17 protein-coding genes, 1 tRNA gene and 1 pseudogene are annotated in these 17,439 nt (G+C 69.4%); 5 read left to right on the top strand and 14 right to left on the bottom strand.

All coding sequences use genetic code 11. The features are described 5' to 3' along the window. Window positions 1-76: 76 nt before the first annotated feature. The 5 genes from IE066_RS02535 to dxs all read left to right on the top strand — a co-directional run bounded on the left by IE066_RS02535 (window position 77) and on the right by dxs (window position 6,429). Window positions 77-562, top strand: coding sequence for an LEA/WHy family protein (locus tag IE066_RS02535; protein WP_189446747.1), 486 nt, complete (start codon window positions 77-79; stop codon window positions 560-562). A 10-nt stretch (window positions 563-572) separates the two neighbouring features. Continuing rightward, window positions 573-2,369 carry an acyl-CoA dehydrogenase C-terminal domain-containing protein gene (locus IE066_RS02530; protein WP_189446746.1) on the top strand — a complete coding sequence of 599 codons (1,797 nt, stop codon included), beginning with the start codon at window positions 573-575 and terminating at the stop codon, window positions 2,367-2,369. Between the two features lie 74 nt (window positions 2,370-2,443). Next, on the top strand, window positions 2,444-3,103 hold the full coding sequence (locus IE066_RS02525) for an HNH endonuclease (protein WP_189446745.1): 660 nt from the start codon (window positions 2,444-2,446) through the stop codon (window positions 3,101-3,103). A gap of 130 nt (window positions 3,104-3,233) precedes the next feature. Continuing rightward, window positions 3,234-4,439, top strand: coding sequence for a serine/threonine-protein kinase (locus tag IE066_RS02520; RefSeq protein ID WP_189446744.1), 1,206 nt, complete (start codon window positions 3,234-3,236; stop codon window positions 4,437-4,439). Between the two features lie 91 nt (window positions 4,440-4,530). Further along, the gene (dxs, locus tag IE066_RS02515; protein ID WP_189446743.1) at window positions 4,531-6,429 is read left to right on the top strand and encodes a 1-deoxy-D-xylulose-5-phosphate synthase; all 1,899 of its coding nucleotides are present in this window, start codon (window positions 4,531-4,533) and stop codon (window positions 6,427-6,429) included. Window positions 6,430-6,542: 113 nt separating this feature from the next. Here the strand turns inward: dxs and IE066_RS02510 are convergent, their stop codons facing one another. The 14 genes and pseudogenes from IE066_RS02510 to IE066_RS02445 all read right to left on the bottom strand — a co-directional run bounded on the left by IE066_RS02510 (window position 6,543) and on the right by IE066_RS02445 (window position 17,438). After that, on the bottom strand, window positions 6,543-6,893 hold the full coding sequence (locus tag IE066_RS02510) for a hypothetical protein (protein WP_189446742.1): 351 nt from the start codon (window positions 6,891-6,893) through the stop codon (window positions 6,543-6,545). A gap of 62 nt (window positions 6,894-6,955) precedes the next feature. After that, on the bottom strand, window positions 6,956-7,969 hold the full coding sequence (locus tag IE066_RS02505) for a TraB/GumN family protein (RefSeq protein ID WP_189446741.1): 1,014 nt from the start codon (window positions 7,967-7,969) through the stop codon (window positions 6,956-6,958). A gap of 136 nt (window positions 7,970-8,105) precedes the next feature. Then, a tRNA-Pro gene (locus IE066_RS02500) sits at window positions 8,106-8,182 on the bottom strand. Window positions 8,183-8,264: 82 nt separating this feature from the next. Then, on the bottom strand, window positions 8,265-8,621 hold the full coding sequence (locus IE066_RS02495) for a MerR family transcriptional regulator (RefSeq protein WP_189446740.1): 357 nt from the start codon (window positions 8,619-8,621) through the stop codon (window positions 8,265-8,267). After that, the gene (locus tag IE066_RS02490) at window positions 8,614-8,919 is read right to left on the bottom strand and encodes an integration host factor subunit alpha (RefSeq protein WP_189446739.1); all 306 of its coding nucleotides are present in this window, start codon (window positions 8,917-8,919) and stop codon (window positions 8,614-8,616) included. Before IE066_RS02490 ends, IE066_RS02495 begins: the two co-directional genes overlap by 8 nt. Window positions 8,920-8,936: 17 nt before the next feature. Beyond that, window positions 8,937-11,315: a phenylalanine--tRNA ligase subunit beta gene (gene pheT, locus IE066_RS02485; protein WP_189446738.1), complete on the bottom strand. Its 2,379-nt coding sequence runs from the start codon at window positions 11,313-11,315 to the stop codon at window positions 8,937-8,939. A gap of 56 nt (window positions 11,316-11,371) precedes the next feature. Beyond that, window positions 11,372-12,323 (bottom strand): annotated as a pseudogene (locus IE066_RS02480) (phenylalanine--tRNA ligase subunit alpha). A 213-nt stretch (window positions 12,324-12,536) separates the two neighbouring features. Continuing rightward, complete coding sequence (rplT, locus tag IE066_RS02475) at window positions 12,537-12,896, bottom strand: 50S ribosomal protein L20 (protein WP_189446737.1); 360 nt, start codon at window positions 12,894-12,896, stop codon at window positions 12,537-12,539. A gap of 13 nt (window positions 12,897-12,909) precedes the next feature. Then, on the bottom strand, window positions 12,910-13,107 hold the full coding sequence (rpmI, locus tag IE066_RS02470; protein ID WP_027083463.1) for a 50S ribosomal protein L35: 198 nt from the start codon (window positions 13,105-13,107) through the stop codon (window positions 12,910-12,912). Window positions 13,108-13,460: 353 nt separating this feature from the next. Further along, window positions 13,461-13,988, bottom strand: coding sequence for a translation initiation factor IF-3 (infC, locus tag IE066_RS02465; protein ID WP_343221351.1), 528 nt, complete (start codon window positions 13,986-13,988; stop codon window positions 13,461-13,463). A 60-nt stretch (window positions 13,989-14,048) separates the two neighbouring features. Then, complete coding sequence (thrS, locus tag IE066_RS02460) at window positions 14,049-15,947, bottom strand: threonine--tRNA ligase (protein WP_189446736.1); 1,899 nt, start codon at window positions 15,945-15,947, stop codon at window positions 14,049-14,051. A gap of 194 nt (window positions 15,948-16,141) precedes the next feature. Next, on the bottom strand, window positions 16,142-16,465 hold the full coding sequence (locus tag IE066_RS02455) for a hypothetical protein (protein WP_189446735.1): 324 nt from the start codon (window positions 16,463-16,465) through the stop codon (window positions 16,142-16,144). Continuing rightward, entirely contained in the window at window positions 16,462-17,022 is a 561-nt protein-coding gene (gene mobA, locus IE066_RS02450; RefSeq protein WP_189446734.1) for a molybdenum cofactor guanylyltransferase, read from the bottom strand. The genes IE066_RS02455 and mobA overlap by 4 nt, the downstream gene beginning before the upstream one ends. Then, complete coding sequence (locus IE066_RS02445) at window positions 16,986-17,438, bottom strand: molybdopterin synthase catalytic subunit (protein ID WP_189446733.1); 453 nt, start codon at window positions 17,436-17,438, stop codon at window positions 16,986-16,988. The genes mobA and IE066_RS02445 overlap by 37 nt, the downstream gene beginning before the upstream one ends. Window position 17,439 lies beyond the last annotated feature (1 nt).

Raw genomic sequence — 17,439 nt, 5'->3', positions numbered from 1 at the left:
GCGCGGTTCCATCGGATCGCCCCGCGTCCACCGTGCGGGACGGTATGCTCGTCGGCTGACCGACCGGAGATGCTCGATGCCGACGCCACCCCCCGTGCGCACCAGCCTGCTTCTCGTCGCGACGACCGCGCTGCTGGCGGCGTGCGCGAGTGGCCCGGTGCGACGCGTGTCCAAGCCTTCCGCCCAGATCCAGCAACTCACCGTGCGCGCCGACGGCAGCTGGGACGTGGAGTTGCGCCTGCAGAACTACAGCTCGATCCCGATGCGTTTCGATCGCGTGCGCCTCGCGCTGGCCGCGTCCGACCAGGCCGCCGGCGACATCGTCGCCACGCCCGCACTCGACATCGGGCCGGCATCGGCCGACGTCGTCGCCGTGAGCGTGCAGCCGTCAACGGCCGCGAAGCTTGCCGTGGCCGAAGCTCTCGCCTCGCAGCGCGGCGTCGCCTACACGCTCAAGGGTGAGATCGCCGCCACCCCCGAAGAGAAGTCGCAGCAGACGTTCGACGTCGAGTACCGGAGTTCTTTGAGCCCTGCCCCGGGCCTGCCGGGCGTCCTGCGTTGAGGAGAACGAGATGAGCCGTTATGACGCCCCGCTGACCGACATGCGCTTCGTCCTGTTCGACCTGCTCAAGGCCGAACCGGAATTCGCCCGACTGGGCTTCGCCGACGCCACCCGCGACGTGCTCGACGCCGTGCTGGAGGAAGGCGCGCGCTTCGCGCGCGAGGTGCTCGCCCCGCTCAACCGCGTCGGCGACGAGATCGGCTGCACGCTCGACAGCGCGACCGGCGAGGTGCGCACACCCCCGGGCTTCAAGGAGGCCTACGCGCAGTACGTCGAGGGCGGCTGGACCGGCCTCGTGACCGCGACCGAGCACGGCGGCCAGGGCCTGCCGCACCTCGTGGGTTTTCCGATCAAGGAGATGGTCGATGCCGCGAACCTCGCTTGGGGCAACTTCCCGCTGTTGAGCAATGGCGCGGTGGAAGCGTTGTCCGTCTACGGCACGGAGTGGCAGCGCGAGGTGTTCCTGAAACCGCTGGTCGAAGGCCGCTGGACCGGCACGATGTGCCTGACCGAGCCGCACTGCGGCAGCGATCTCGGTCTTCTTCGCACCCGCGCCGAGCCGCGCGGCGACGGCACGTATTCGATCTCCGGTACCAAGATCTTCATCACCGCCGGCGAGCACGACATGACGGACAACATCGTCCATCTCGTGCTGGCCAAGCTGCCCGACGCGCCCGCCGGCAGCCGCGGCATCTCGCTGTTCGTCGTGCCCAAGTTCCGCGTCGCGCAGGACGGCTCGACCGGCGAGCGCAACACCGTCCGCTGCGGCAGCCTCGAGCACAAGATGGGCATCCACGGCTCGGCCACGTGCGTGATGAATTTCGACGGCGCGGAGGGCTATCTCGTCGGCGAGCCGCACAAGGGCCTGATGGCGATGTTCGTCATGATGAACACCGCGCGCCTCGCGGTCGGCCTGCAGGGCCTGGGCCTGTCGGACCGCGCCTTCCAGAACGCGCTGGTCTACGCGAACGAGCGCCTGCAGATGCGGTCGGCGACGGGCGCCAAGTTTCCCGACAAGCCGGCGGATCCGATCATCGTCCACCCCGACGTGCGCCGCATGCTGCTGACGTGCAAGTCGCTGGTCGAAGGCGGCCGCGCGCTGGCCTACGACGCCGCGCTGCAGTACGACCGCTTCACGCACGGCGCCGACGACGCGGAACGCGCCGAAGGCGAGGCCCTCGTGAGTTTCCTCACGCCCATCGTCAAGGCCTGCCTGACCGAATGGAGCATCGAGGTCACCTACGACGCGATGCAGTGCTTCGGCGGCCACGGCTACATCCACGAGCACGGCCTCGAACAGCTCGCACGCGATGCGCGCATCACCACGCTTTACGAGGGCACGACGGGCATCCAGGCGCTGGACTTGCTCGGCCGCAAGGTGTTCCAGCTCAAGGGTGCGGGCCTTAAGCTGATGCTGGGCCGCATCCGAGACTTCTGCGAAGCGAACGGCGGCAAGGCCGAGCTTGCCGGTTACTGCAGCGCCCTGTCGGAACTCGCGACGCAATGGCAGCAGCTCAGCGTCGAGCTCGCGCAGCGCAGCGGCGAGAACGCGGACGAGCTCGGCGCCGCGGCCTACGACTACCTCCTGTTTTCGGGTTATGTCAGCCTCGCCTACTGGTGGGCGCGCAGCGTGGCGGCGCTCGACGAGGCGCAGGTCCAGCCGGCCTTCGCCGAGGGCAAGCGCGCAACCGCCCGCTTCTACTTCGAACGCATCCTGCCGCGCACGCTCGCCCACGTCGCGGCGATCCGCAGTGGCTCGGCCTCGCTGATGACGCTCGACGCCGCCGCGTTCGACGCGGGGCGCTGAACCGCGGCACCCGCCCCGAGGCCCGATGGGACCGGCGACGCATCCTCGTCACCGGTCCGTTATAAGCTCCGGGCATGGCGCCTTCCCATGCCCGCCTGCGACTCGTCGACCATGACCCCGTCTGGTCGGTGGAACCGCTTACGCCGCCGCCCGGCGGCTTCCCGCTCGACGGCGTCCGCCTGCTTTCGCTCGACGCGCACGGCCACGTGCTCGACTGGCTGCACTGGCAGGAGGCGACCTGCCTGTACGCACGCGGTGCGGTGGCCTGGACGCTCGGCGGACCCTGTCTGCGCGTGCACGGCGGCCTGGCACGCGACAGCGGCGAACGCAGCATCGTCGAACTGCATCCGATCGTCGCCACGCGCGGCCGTGCCCGCGCGCATGCGCTCAATCCGACGCCGTCGCTGACCAATCCCGCGCTGTTCGCGCGCGATGCGCACCTCTGCCTGTACTGCGGCGACCTCTTCCCGCGCAGCCAGCTCACGCGCGACCACGTGATGCCGCTCTCGAAGGGCGGGCGCGACATCTGGGAGAACGTCGTCGCCGCCTGCTTCCCCTGCAATTCGCGCAAGCGAAACCGCACGCCGCAGCAGGCGGGCATGCCGCTGCTGGCGGTGCCCTACCGCCCGAGCTGGATCGAGCACCTGATCCTTTCCAACCGCCACATCCTCGCGGACCAGATGGAATTCCTGAAGGCGCAGCTGCCGCGCCGCGCGCGCCGGCTGGCCGGCTGATCCGTCGAAGCGGGTACCTGTTCACGAATCCACGAAGCCGGCGACACGGCGCGGACTGCCGCGTCGCAGCACGCGTTGACGCGCGCGGACCCATTCGCAACACTCGATGCAAATACAAGGCAGAGATCTGATGGCCGCATTGACCCTCGGCTTCACCGGCATGGACGCGTCCACCGAGAGCGAGCTGCGCCGCGCGTTCGAGCAGGCCCTGCCCGTCGCCGGCGGCGGCTGGCAGCTGGTGCCGGACACTCATGCGGACTACGTCGTCGTCGACATGGACAGCATGTACGGGCCGATGAGCTGGCTGCGCCTGCATGCCGCGGGCAAGCACGTGGTCGGCCTCACGGCCGCGCCTCGCACGCAGACGCCCTATCGCATCGGCCGTCCGGTGGAGCCGGACGAACTTGCCCGCCTGCTGCGCGACATCCGCGAAGCCAATGGCGTTGCGGCCGAGCCGGTGGCCGCGCCTGGGCCGAGCGCGCCGACGCCGGCACCAACGCCGGTCGCGGTGACGCCGTCGCAGCCTTCAGGCATGACACCGTCGCCGCAGCCCGAGGACCAGTTGCCCGAGGAGCGCCCCGCGCACGCCGCGGCCGCCGAACTGCCGGCGAATCCCGAGGCGATCACCGAGCCCGCCGCCGTCGCGGAGGAGCCACCCAGCGTGGCGGTCGGCCAGGTACTTCCCGCCGCACCCAGCATCGAACCGACCGCTGCCCCGTCTGCGCCCGCCGACACGCCGCGCCCTGTCGCGCCGGCCGCGCCACTGCGCGACGCCGAGCCGCGCACGCTGGCCGAATGGCTTGCCTCCGGCCGCCTGCGTGGCCGCCTGCGCTTCGCGCAGGGCGATGCGTCGGTGCTGATCGACGCCGACCAGCGCCAGTACTACGGGGCCTCCTCGCTCAAGCCGGTGACGCCGCTGTTCGAGCGCGACGCCACGCTCGCCGACTTCGAAGCGGTTTCGCCCGACGTCTGGAGCGCGCAGACCGCGGCGCTCGGCACCGCGCAGCCGCTCTCGCGTCTGGTGTGGTACGGCGCGCTGCTCGCCGGCGAAGGCCGCGTCGCGCCGGGTTACGAGGCCGACGAACGCTTCCGCCTGCTCAAGTGGCCGCAGACGGAGCGCGAATTCCCCAAGCACTTCCGCATCGCCACCGCGATGATGAAGGGCCCGGCGACGGTGAAGGAAATCGCCGAAGCGAGCTCGGTGCCGGAATCCGAGGTCGCCGATTTCGTGAACGCGTCGCTGGCGACCGGGTTCGCGGAGCCGTTCCGCGAACCCGAACCCGAGCCGGAAACCTCGAAATCCGGCGGCCTTTTCGGCCGTTTGCGCGGCCGCTGAGCCTGTACGGACGCCGGATGCGGGACGCGATGCCTTGCCGCTCGCGGCCCCGCCGCGGGACAATGCGGGGTTCGCTTTTCCGGCTGCTTCCATGATTGACCCGCAGCGCTATCCGCGCCTTTCCCGCATCAGCACCCCGGCCGACCTGCGCCAGTTCGACGAAAGCGAGCTGCCGGCGATCGCCGAGGAACTGCGCGGCTACCTGATCGAGCAGGTCGCGCTGGTCGGCGGCCACTTCGGCGCGGGGCTCGGCGTGATCGAGCTGACCGTCGCGCTGCACTGGCTGTTCGACACGCCTACCGACCGCATCGTGTGGGACGTCGGGCACCAGACGTATCCGCACAAGATCCTGACCGGTCGTCGCGACACGATCCACACCGTCAAGCAGAAGGACGGCGTCGCGCCCTTCCCGAAGCGCGAGGAATCCGAGTACGACACCTTCGGCGTCGGCCACAGCTCGACGTCGATCTCGGCCGCGCTGGGCATGGCGATCGCGCTGCAGGCGCGCGGCGACGACCGCAAGGTGGTCGCGGTGATCGGCGACGGCGCTATGACGGCGGGCATGGCGTTCGAGGCTTTGAACCACGGCGGCGGCATGGAGCCCGAGCCGAACCTGCTGGTGATCCTCAACGACAACCAGATGTCGATCTCCGAGAACGTCGGCGCGCTCACCAAGATGCTCGGTCGGCTCAGCGGCAGCCGCGCGCTCAACGCGATCCGCGAGGGCGGCAAGAAGCTGCTGGGCGACAAGAACGGCGCGCCAGCGAAGTTCGTCAAGCGCTGGGAAGAGCACTGGAAGGGCATGTTCGTGCCGTCCACGCTGTTCGAGGAGATGGGCTTCCACTACACCGGCCCGATCGACGGCCACGACATGGACGCGCTCGTGTCGACGATGAAGACGCTGAAGGGCCTGAAGGGCCCGCAGCTGCTGCACATCATCACGACCAAGGGCAAGGGCTACGAGCTCGCCGAGGGCGACCAGATCGGCTACCACGCCGTGTCGCCGTTCGACCCCGCCAAGGGCATGGTCGCGAAGGCCGGCGCGAAGAAGCCCACGTACACCGACATCTTCGGCGACTGGCTGTGCGACATGGCCGCCGCCGATCCGCGCCTCATGGGCATCACCCCGGCGATGCGCGAAGGCTCCGGCCTGGTGCGCTTCAGCCGCGAATACCCGCAGCGCTATTTCGACGTCGCCATCGCCGAGCAGCACGCGGTGACGCTGGCCGCCGGCATGGCCTGCGAGGGCGCCAAGCCCGTGTGCGCGATCTACTCGACGTTCCTGCAGCGCGGCTACGACCAGCTCGTGCACGATGTCGCGATCCAGAACCTCGACGTGCTGTTCGCGATCGACCGCGGCGGCGTGGTGGGCCCCGACGGCGCAACGCATGCGGGCAACCTCGACCTCTCGTTCCTGCGCTGCGTGCCGAACATGGTGGTGATGGCGCCCGCCGACGAGGACGAGTGCCGCAAGATGCTGTCAACCGGCCACCGCTACGAAGGCCCGGCCGCGGTGCGATACCCGCGCGGCACCGGTCCCGGCGCCGCGATCGAACCCACGCTCGACACGCTGCCGATCGGCCGCGGCGAGGTCCGTCGCCGTGGCTCGCGCATCGCCCTGCTCGCCTTCGGTGCGATCGTGCCGGCCGCGCAGGCGGTGGGTGACGAGCTCGGCCTCACCGTCGCCAACATGCGCTTCGTGAAGCCGCTGGATCGCGAGCTGATCATCGAACTCGCACGCACGCACGAAGGCTTCGTGACACTCGAGGACAACGTCGTCGCGGGCGGCGCCGGCTCGGGCGTGGCGGAGCTTCTGGCGGCCGAAGGCATCACGCTGCCGGTGCTCCACCTCGGCCTGCCCGACGAGTTCCAGCACCACGCCAGCCGCGAACAACTGCTGGCCGAGGCAGGCCTGGACGTCGCCGGCATCCGCGCGGTGGTCCTGCAGCGCTGGCCCGGCCTGTTCGGACCGGCGCGGGCGGCGGTCTGATCGACGTTGTCGCGGGCTGAGCCGCGCTCACGACGGCGCGGCAGCCGCGCTTGCATCGGCAGATCCCGCGAGGGGATGGCGGGAGGGGAGCGTCCGGCCGTTCCCTTCGATGATCAGTCGCGCGCGGCCGCGCCTACCGGAAGCGGCGGCGGCACGGTCGCTGGCGCTCCGCCGTCGTCCCGGAGCAGGAACGCCGACCCGGCCGGCTTGCGCTTCGCACTGGCCCAGCGCCTCCCCTCGGCATCCGTGCCCAACGTGTACGTGTAGCCCGCTCCCTCGACGCGGTAACGCTCCCACGTCGCTCCGATCGGCGCATTCGACGTCTCGACCCGCCCGGCCCGCTGCGTGCGGGTGACGCCGGGCTCGGCCGTACAGGTCGTCGTCGAACCCGTGCGGCGACAGGCCGCGGCCGCCTCCAGGCATGCAAGCATCGCGACGACGGCGCACAGCGCACGGAGCGACATGACGCTATCTCCGGTCCCGGATGCCCGATGCTAATGCGGGTGCCGAAGGCTGCAACCTGCTGTCACTGGGCGGCTTCGCTGGCCGGTGCCTCGACCACATAGCCCTTCGCGGCCAGCGCGGCCACCAGGCCGTCGGGGGACAGCACCTCGCGCATCGGCAGCGTCGCGAACGCCACGCGATGCTTCGACAGGCTGGACTCCACCTGCGCGATCCATTTCGCACGTGCCTCGGCCTCGAGGCGATCCATGCCGTACTTGCTCGCGAACTGGCCGCCGAGCATCGCCCGCTCGCAGACGTCCGCGAGGTCCTGGTGGCGCAGCGAGCGCAGCGCGTCGATGTCGCCCCGAGCCCATGCATCGGCGCGCGCGGCCAGTGCCGGCAGGTCTGATTCGACGCGGTCGAGCGTCTTGCGGAAGCACTCGGCGTCGGCGAATTCCGCGGCCTTGAACTCCTTGATCGCCTTCTTCGGATTGGCCACGGTGATCTTGGCCACCGGGCGCACGGGCTTCAGGCCGCGCCCCTTCATCGCGGCCTCGAGCTCGCTGCCGACGATGTTGCGGCCGCTGAGGCCGACGGTCTTGATCGCCTTCTCGTACAGCTCGAAGCCCGCGAACATGGGTCGCCAGCGCTCGACCGAGCCGTCGCGCCCGATGTAGCGCTGCTTGAGCGCCGTCCAGCGGGCGTAGTCGGCGGCGGGCACGACATCCGACAGGCGTCTGTCGTCGGGCAGCGAGCGCACGCCGACCAGCGAGGGCAGCAGCGCGAGCTTGCCGAAGAACCCGATGTCGGCGTCGACAGTGATGCTCGGTGGCGCGATGACCTCACCGGCCTGGGCGATCACCCCGCGCACGCGCGCCGAGTTCCACGCCATGCCTGCCGGCAACGGCGAGACGGTGCCGAGAATCCACAGCGTGTGGTCGCCGCGTCGCACCTGCCACATGCCGGGGCCGGGCACCCGCACGACGGCGGTTTCGAGCAGTTGCGGCGCGGGCGCGACCTGTCCAGCGGGCGCCTGCGCGTGGGCGGCGGGCAAGGCAAGGCTGGCCGCGAGGCTCAGGACGACGATGGGGCGCATGGTTTCCGATCCGTTGGAGAGGCCGCGCTATGAGCATGCGCAGGCGCGGGAAGTTCCACGGCCGCTTCGACGTCGGGTCTGAGGGCCCCACAAACGACGACGCCCGGCCGGGGCCGGGCGTCGCGTTCCATCGTTTTGGTCGGGGTAGCCGGATTCGAACCGACGACCACTTGTCCCCCAGACAAGTGCGCTACCAGGCTGCGCTATACCCCGGAAAACCGGTCCGCCTAAGCGGGCGCGCAGTATAGCGCGCGTGGGCCGATCCTTCGACCGGCATCATCGATCGCTGGTCCGATCAGCGCCGCAGCAGCTGCAGCACTTCCTCGAGCTCCATCCGGACTTGCCGGATGATCTGCGAGCTCAGCGCCGACTCTTCCTTCTGCGAGTCGCCTTCCAGGCGCAGCCGCGCGCCGCCGATGGTGTAGCCCTGCTCGTACAGCAGGCCGCGGATCTGCCGCACCATCAGCACCTCGTGGCGCTGGTAGTAGCGGCGGTTGCCGCGGCGCTTGACCGGGTTGAGCATCGGGAACTCGGTCTCCCAGTAGCGCAGCACGTGCGGCTTCACGTCGCAGAGCTCGCTTACCTCACCGATGGTGAAGTAGCGCTTCGCCGGGATCGGCGGGAGTTCCTTGTTGCTGCCCGGATCAAGCATGGTCCGTCGCCCCCGAGTAGGCCTCGACGCGCTCCTTGAGCTTCTGGCCCGGGCGGAAGGTCACCACCGTGCGTGCGGAAATCGGGATCTCCTCGCCGGTCTTCGGGTTGCGCCCCGGGCGCTGGTTCTTGCGACGCAGGTCGAAATTGCCGAAGCCCGACAGCTTGACCTGGCGGCCGCCCTCCAGCGCCTCGCGCAGCGCATCGAAGAAGGAATCGACGAACTCCTTGGCCTCGCGCTTGTTGAGGCCGACCTCGTCGAACAGTCGCTCGGCCATCTCGGCCTTGGTCAGCGTCATCGTGCGGTTCCTCGGGCTCAGCTGCGGATCGTCGCGCCGTGCTCACGCTGCAGCGCGGCGACCACGTCGCCGACGACAGCGTCCACGTCGCGGTCGGTCAGAGTGCGGTTTTTTTCCTGCAGGATCAAGCCCATGGCGACACTCTTGAAGCCGGTTTCGACCCCCTTGCCACGGTAGACATCGAACAGCACGAGGTCGCGCAACGAGGGGCCCGCGGCGGCGCGCACGGAGGCCTCGAGCGCGCCCCATTCGGCGCTGTCGGCGACCACGAACGCGAGGTCGCGGCGCACCGAGGGATAGCGCGACAGCGGCTGCGCCTTCGGCAGTGCGCGCGCCTGCACGGCGTCGAGATCGACCTCGAAGGCGACCACGTCGACGTCCAGGCCCAGCGCCTGCTGCAGGCGCGGATGCAGCTGGCCGATCCAGCCGACGACGCGTCCGTCGAGCAGCACGTCGGCCGAGCGACCCGGGTGGCCCCAAGGCTTGCTCGAGCGCTGGTACGAGAACTCGGCACCCGACAGCGCGGCAAGACTCTCGAGGTCGCCCTTGACGTCGTGGAAGCCGACCGTGCGCGCCGTCATTGCCCACTGTTCGCGGCCGACGTCGCCGCAGGCCACGGCGGCGATGCGCTGCGTGTGCAGGGGTGCAGCGCCCTCGCCCGCCGCATGGAACACGTTCCCGAGTTCGAACAGGCGCACGCGCGGCTGCTGGCGCGCGGCATTGCGGCCCAGCGCGGCCACCAGGCCGGGCAGCAGCGAGGTGCGCATCACCGCGAGCTCCGCGCTCAGCGGATTGGCGAGCGCCACCGCATCGGTCTGCAGCGACCAGGCATCGAGCCATACGGCATCGACGAAGGCATAATTGATGGCTTCGAGATAGTCGCGAGCGGCCATCGCACGACGCAGATGGGCAGGCTCGATGCGCGACTCGGTCGCGGGCGCCAGCGGCACCACGCCCGCCGGCAACGTGGCCGGCAGCGCGTCGTAGCCGTGGATGCGCGCGACCTCCTCGACAAGGTCTTCCTCGATCGCGATGTCGTAGCGGCGGCTCGGCGGCGTCACGCGCCAGCCGCCGTCGACGGCTTCGACGTCCAGCCCGAGCGCACGCAGGATTCGTTCGACCTCGCCGTCGGCCACGCGCGCTCCCAGCACGTGCGCCAACCGCTCGCGGCGCAGGCGGATCGCGGACGGACGCGGCAGGTGCTGGTCGAGCGCCGCCTCCACCACGGGCCCCGCGCGGCCGCCGGCGACGTCGAGGATGAGCTGCGTCGCGTACTCGATCGCCTCGCGCGGCAGTTCGGGGTCGACGCCGCGCTCGAATCGATGCGAGGCATCGGTATGCAGGCCGAGCTTGCGGCCGCGGCCGATGATCGCACTGGGTGCGAAATGCGCGGACTCCAGAAACACGTCGCGCGTCGCGTCGGTCACGCGGGTCTCGTGCCCGCCCATGATGCCGGCGAGCGCGACGGCGCGGTCGCCGTCGGTGACCACGAGGAACTGCGGATCGAGCGTGACGTCGCGGCCGTCGAGCAGCCTCAGCGACTCGCCGTCGCGCGCATGGCGCACGCCGACCGGGCCGGTGAGCGTGCCGCGGTCGAAGGCATGCATGGGCTGGCCCAGCTCGATCATCACGTACTGGGTGACGTCGACCAGGAACGACACCGGGCGGATGCCGCTGCGGCGCAGCCGCTCGGCCATCCACGTGGGCGTGGGACGCGTCGCGTCGACGCGCTCGATCACGCGGCCGCAGTAGCGCGGCGCATCGGCGCCCGCCTGGAGCTCGACCGGCAGCGTCGACGCGATTTCCGCGTCGACCGGCGCGATGTCCATCGGCGCCACCTGCGCGCCCGTCGCGGCGGCCACGTCGTAGGCGATGCCGCGCACGCCGAAGCAGTCGGCGCGATTGGGCGTCAGCTTGATCTCGATCGACGCGTCCGGAAGTGCGAGGAACTCACTCAGCCGCGCGCCCACCGGGGCGTTCTCCGGGAGCTCGAGCAGGCCCGACGCATCGGCGTCGATCCCCAGCTCTTTCGCCGAGCACAGCATTCCGAACGACTCGACGCCACGCAGCTTCGCGGCCTTGATCTCGATACCGCCCGACAGCGTCGCGCCCACGGTCGCCAATGGCGCGACGAGGCCTGCACGCGCGTTCGGTGCGCCGCAGACGATCTGCACCGGCTCGCCGCGCCCGATGTCGACGCGGCAGACCTGCAGGCGGTCGGCTTCCGGATGACGCTCGGCGCTGACGATGCGTCCGACGACGACGCCGTCCAGCGACTCGCCCAGCGGCGTCACCTCCTCCACCTCGAGGCCGATCGCGGTCAGCGTCGCGGCGAGTTCGTCGCGCGATGCCTGCGTCGGCACGTGCTGTCGGAGCCAGTTTTCGGAGAACTTCATCGGTGTCTCGCTCGTCGCGCCGGCAGCGCCGGCGGGATCAGGAATCGGGATTCGGCTTAGGCGAACTGGCGCAGGAAACGCACGTCGTTCTCGAAGAAGCTGCGCAGGTCGTCGACGCCGTAGCGCAGCATCGCGAAGCGCTCGACGCCGAGGCCGAACGCGAAGCCGGTGTATTTCCTCGAGCCAGCGCGTGCTGCCGTCCGGCTGCGCCCAGGCGATGTCGACTTCCGCCGACGGCTCGGTGAACGGGAAGTAGCTCGGGCGGAAGCGCATGTCGAAATCGCGCTCGAAGAACGCGCGCACGAACTCGACCAGCGTGCCCTTGAGATCGGCGAAGCTCGCGCGCTCGTCGACCAGCAGGCCTTCGACCTGGTGGAACATCGGTGTATGCGTCTGGTCGCTGTCGGAGCGGTAGACCTTGCCGGCCGCGATCATGCGCAGCGGAGGACCGCTCTTGGACTTCACCGCGTCCTGCATGAAACGCACCTGCACGCCGGAGGTATGCGTGCGCAGCAGGCGGCCGTCGCCGAAGTAGAACGTGTCGTGCATCGCGCGCGCCGGATGGTGCGGCGGGAAGTTCAGCGCCTCGAAGTTGTGCCAGTCGTCCTCGATCTCCGGGCCGTCGGCGAGCTGGTAGCCCAGCCGACCGAAGATCTCGGCGATGCGCTCGAGCGTGCGGCTGACGGGGTGCAGGCCGCCATGCGCGATATCCGTGCCCGGCAGCGTCACATCGATCGATTCCGACGCAAGGCGTGCGTCCAGCGCAGCGGCTTCGAGCACCACGCGGCGCTCGGTGAGCGCCGTCGTCACCGTGTCGCGCGCGGCATTGATCGCCTCGCCCGCGGCCTTGCGCTGCTCCGCCGGCAGTGCGCCGAGCTGCTTGAGCTGGCCGGTGATGCTGCCCGACTTGCCGAGCAGCGCGACGCGCAGCGCCTCGATCGCCTCGGCGGATTCGGCCGCCGCGATGTCGGCGAGCGCCTGCTGGGTCAGCGACTGGATCTCACTCATGGACCACCACTCTCCGCTGTCGGCCGGACGCCGGGCGCCGGCCGGATGATGGGCGGGCGCGGTGCCATCGCACCGCCGCCGCTGCCGACGCGGGCTCCGCGTCGCGATTTCCACATGCCGGAAACGAACATGGGGAAGGACTTGCGCCCTTCCCCATGCGTGAGGCTTTCGGCGAAAGCCCGCGCATGGAGCGCGGGCTTCGCTTGGTGCTTCTTACGCCGCGAGCGCGCTCTTCGCCTTCTCGGTCAGCGCGGTAAAGCCCGCCGCGTCGTTGACGGCGATGTCCGCGAGGACCTTGCGATCGAGCGTGATCCCGGCCTTCAGCAGGCCGTTGATGAAGCGGCTGTAGCTCATGCCGTTCTGGCGGGCCGCGGCGTTGATACGCGCGATCCACAGGGTGCGGAACTGGCGCTTCTTCTGCTTGCGGCCGATGTACGCGTACTGCAGCGCCTTCGTGACCGCCTGCTTGGCGACGCGGAAGACCTTGCGGCGCGCGTTGTAGTAACCCTTGGCCTGGGCCAGAACCTTCTTGTGACGGCGACGCGCCATCACGCCACGCTTAACTCGTGCCATTGTTCAGCCCTCCTCAGAGATACGGCAGCATGCGGTCCAGACGGCCCGCGTCCTCGGCACGAACGTGGTTCGTCTGCCGCAGGTTGCGCTTCCGCTTGGTCGCCTTCTTGGTGAGGATGTGGCTCTTGTTGGCGTGGCCGCACTTGTACTTGCCGGAAGCGGTCTTCCGGAAGCGCTTGGCCGCCGCCCGATTGGTCTTGATCTTGGGCATTGCGATGTCCTAATCGGATGTCTGACTGGCTGGGCGGTGGCCTGCGCCACGCTTTCCTTCCTGCCCATACCGGCGTTTGGTCGACGAGCCGGCCGAGCCGGTCGTGACGGGTCCTGATGCGCCTTGCGGCGCGCCCGGCCGAAACCGGGCCGCCTATTGTGCACGACCCGTTAAGGCCGTGCAATCAGCAGCTTGCGTGCCGGCGCGGCGCCCGCCAGCGGCCGAATCCGCTACATGCTCCATGCGGAAGCAGAAGCGGATACAGCGACCGCTTGCCTGCACCCAGCCGGCCGCGGCGCCGCCGGAAACGCGAACGGCCCGCCGAAGCGGGCCGTCCTGACGTCGAAACCGCCTTACGGCTGCTTCTTCTTCGGCGCGATCATCATCACCATCTGGCGGCCTTCCAGGCGCGGGCGGGACTCGATGACGATGTCCTCGCCCAGGTCCTGCTCGATGCGCTGCGCCATCTGGCGACCCAGTTCCTGGTGGCTCATCTCGCGGCCACGGAAGCGGATGTTGACCTTGATCTTGTCGCCTTCCTCCAGGAAGCGGCGCATGTTGCGCAGCTTGATCTGGTAGTCGCCCTCGTCGGTCACGGGGCGGAACTTCATTTCCTTGATCTCGACCTGCTTCGACTTCTTCTTGGCCTCGTTGGCCTTCTTCTGCTGCTCGAAGCGGAACTTGCCGAAATCCATGATCTTGCAGACCGGCGGATCCGCATTCGGCTGGATTTCAACGAGATCGAGGCCTTCGTCCTGGGCCATCGTGAGGGCTTCGTCGCGCGTGAGCACGCCGACCATCTCGCCATCGCTCCCGATCACTCGGACGCGCGGGACTCGGATCTCGCTGTTCTTCCTATTCGGCTTTTCGGCGGTACTGATGTTTCGATCTCCAGGTATGGAACCGGCCGTCGGGACGGCCGGTCGTGGCCACAGCCGCCCTCAGAGGGCCTCGCCCTGCAGTCTCGCGGCGAACTGGTCGACGGTCATCGAGCCCAGATCCTCCCCTCCGCGGGTCCGCACGGCGATCATGCCGTTTTCCTTCTCCCGGTCTCCGACCACCAGCAGGTACGGCACGCGCTGCAGCGTGTGCTCGCGGATCTTATAGCCGATCTTTTCGTTCCGCAAATCCGAATGAACCCGGAACCCTTGATTCACAAGGCTTTTCCGGACCTCCTCCACCCAGTCGCCCTGGGCGTCCGTGATGTTCATGACCACGGCCTGCACCGGGGCCAGCCAGCTCGGGAAGACGCCGGCGTGGTGCTCGATCAGGATGCCGATGAAGCGCTCCATCGAGCCGACGATGGCCCGGTGCAGCATCACCGGATGGCGGCGCTGGCTCGCCTCATCGACGTATTCGGCCCCGAGGCGCCCCGGCATCATGAAGTCGACCTGCATCGTGCCGAGCTGCCACGTGCGGCCGATGGCGTCGCGCAGGTGGTACTCGATCTTCGGGCCGTAGAAGGCGCCCTCGCCCGGCAGCTCCTCCCATTCGACGCCTGCTGCGCGCAGTGCCTCCCGCAGCGCGTTCTCGGCCTTGTCCCAGGTCGCATCGTCGCCGAGGCGGTTGTCCGGGCGCAGGGCGATCTTGATCTGGATGTCGGTGAAACCGAAATCGGAATAGACCTTCAGCGCCTGCGCGTGGAACGCGCGGACTTCGGCCTCGATCTGGTCCTCCGTGCAGAACACGTGGCCGTCGTCCTGCGTGAAGCCGCGCACGCGCAGGATGCCGTGCAGCGCGCCCGAGGGCTCGTTGCGATGGCAGGCGCCGAACTCGCCGTAGCGGATCGGCAGGTCGCGGTAGCTGTGCAGGCCCTGGTTGAACACCTGCACGTGGCCCGGGCAGTTCATGGGTTTCAGCGCGTAGGTCCGCTTCTCGGACTCGGTGAAGAACATGTTGTCCTTGTAGTTGTCCCAGTGGCCCGACTTCTGCCAGAGGGAAACGTCGAGGATCTGCGGGCACCGCACTTCCTGGTAGCCCGATTCGCGGTATACGCGGCGCATGTACTGCTCGACGACCTGCCAGATCGACCAGCCCTTCGGATGCCAGAAGATCAGGCCCGGGCCTTCTTCCTGCAGGTGGAAGAGATCCTGCTGCTTGCCGATCTTGCGGTGGTCGCGCTTCTCGGCTTCCTCGATGCGCTGGATGTAGGCCTTGAGCTGCTTGGCGTCGGCCCAGGCGGTGCCGTAGATGCGCTGCAGCTGCTCGTTCTTCGAATCGCCGCGCCAGTACGCACCGGAAATGCGCGTGAGCTTGAACGCCTTGAGGAAACGCGTGTTCGGCACGTGCGGGCCGCGGCACATGTCGACGTATTCCTCGTGGTGGTACAGGCCCATCTGCGTCTGGTCGGGCATGTCCTCGATCAGGCGCAGCTTGTAGTCCTCGCCGCGCGCCTTGAACGTGGCGATGACCTCCTCGCGCGGCGTCATCTTCTTGATGACGTCGTAGTCCTTGTCGATCAGCTCGGCCATGCGCTTTTCGATCGCGGCGAGGTCGTCGGGCGTGAACGGGCGCTCGCTCCAGATGTCGTAGTAGAAGCCCTCCTCGATCACCGGGCCGATGACCATCTTGGCCTCGGGATAGAGCTGCTTGACCGCGTGGCCGACGAGGTGCGCGCAGGAGTGGCGGATGATCTCGACGCCTTCGGGATCCTTCGGCGTGATGATGCGCAGCTTCGCGTCGTGGTCGATGACGTCGCAGGCGTCGACGAGCTTGCCGTCGACTTCACCGGCGACGGTGGACTTGGCAAGGCCGGGGCCGATCGAGGCGGCGACCTCGGCGACGGAAACGGGGTGGTCGAACTCGCGGCGCGAGCCGTCGGGCAGCGTGATGGCGATCATGGAAATCCGGGATGTCGATGCCGGCGGCGCGGCACGGGAATGCGGCACCGGCGTGGCCGGTGCGAGGGTTTCAGCGCGGGGCGATGGTAGTGCTCATGTCGCACGCTCGGCCGGCGTTCCCGCGGGCCACCTCGTTTCGGGCGCGACGGCGGCGTCGCGCAGGCCACCAATGGTTCGCCGTTTCGGCCCGCACGTCAACGCGGACGGACGCGCCCGTCGTGCAGGTCGACCTCGAAACGCAGCTCCAACGGGCCGGACGGCAGCTCGAGGGCGTAGCGCAGGCCGTCGCGCGCGGGCAGCCGTGCGGCAAGCGCGTCGAGGTCGGCGCGCGGCAAGGCGAGCGTCACGTCCCGAGCCGTGATTTCGAAGCCCAGACTGTCGCCTGCGTCCAGGGCAAGGCGCCACGGCCGCCCCGGCCAGTCGAGCGCAACGGCGAGCGTGTCGCCCGCCCGCAGCGCGGCGAGTTCCGCGTTACCGACGCGCAGCCGCAGGCGGCCGCTCTCGAACTGGACCTTCATGCGAATGCGGCCCAGTCGGCGGGCGCATTGACGTTGCGCAGGCGCGCCGCGTCGGCCATAGGCAGCTCGATCCCGCCCGCTGCCGCGTGCAAGGCCCGCATCGAAGGGCCGCGGCCGTCGGTTACCAACGCCAGGATCCGGGCCCGCAGCGCCGCGTCGATCCGCGCCGCCCATGGCAACGGATGCCCGGCGAAATGAGCGGCCGGCGCGTCGCCGGTCGCGGCGAGCAGGATGCGCAGCGTGGCGACATCGAGCGCCGGCATATCGACCGGTAGAACCACCATCGCGCCATCGTCGACACCCGGCAGGACGCTCGCGATGCCGCCGACGGGGCCGAGGCCCGGCGTCGCATCGGCAGTGGCGCCGGGTCGGTCGCCGCTCACGATCACCGTCGCCGCGCCCGCGTCGTGCAGCAGCGCGACGGCACGGTCGAGCAGCGTGCGGCCGTCGATTTCAAGCAGCGCCTTGTCGCGGCCCATGCGCGAGGAGCGCCCGCCGGCGAGCACCACGCCGGTGAAACTCAATCCGCGCGGCACAGCGAGCAGCCCTCGCTCCATTCGCTGCTGCCGTCCTCGTAATGTTCCTGCTTCCAGATCGGCACCGTGTGCTTGACCGCCTCGATCACCTGCCGGCAGGCGCGGAAGGCCTCGTCACGATGCGGCGTGCCGACGGCGATCACCACGGCCACGCCGCCGACGTCCAGCCGCCCTTTCGCGTGCTCGATCCAGACGCGCACGCCGGGGCCGAACGTGGCGACGGCCTCTCGCGCGATTTCGTCGAAGCGCTGCAGCGCGAGCGCGTCGAACATGTCGTAGCTGACGCCCAGCACGCCGCGGCCATGGTTGAGGTCGCGGATGCGTCCGACGAAGGCGTTGTAGCCGCCGAAACCGGGATCCGCGACAAAATCGAAGGCCGCGGCGATATGCAGCGCTCGCTGGCCCGCGTCGACGATCGCCGTATGCACCTGCGCCATC

Origin of the sequence: Cognatilysobacter xinjiangensis, from assembly GCF_014651995.1 — a bacterium.
GTDB lineage: Bacteria > Pseudomonadota > Gammaproteobacteria > Xanthomonadales > Xanthomonadaceae > Cognatilysobacter > Cognatilysobacter xinjiangensis.
This window is presented reverse-complemented; position numbering and strand designations above follow the sequence as displayed.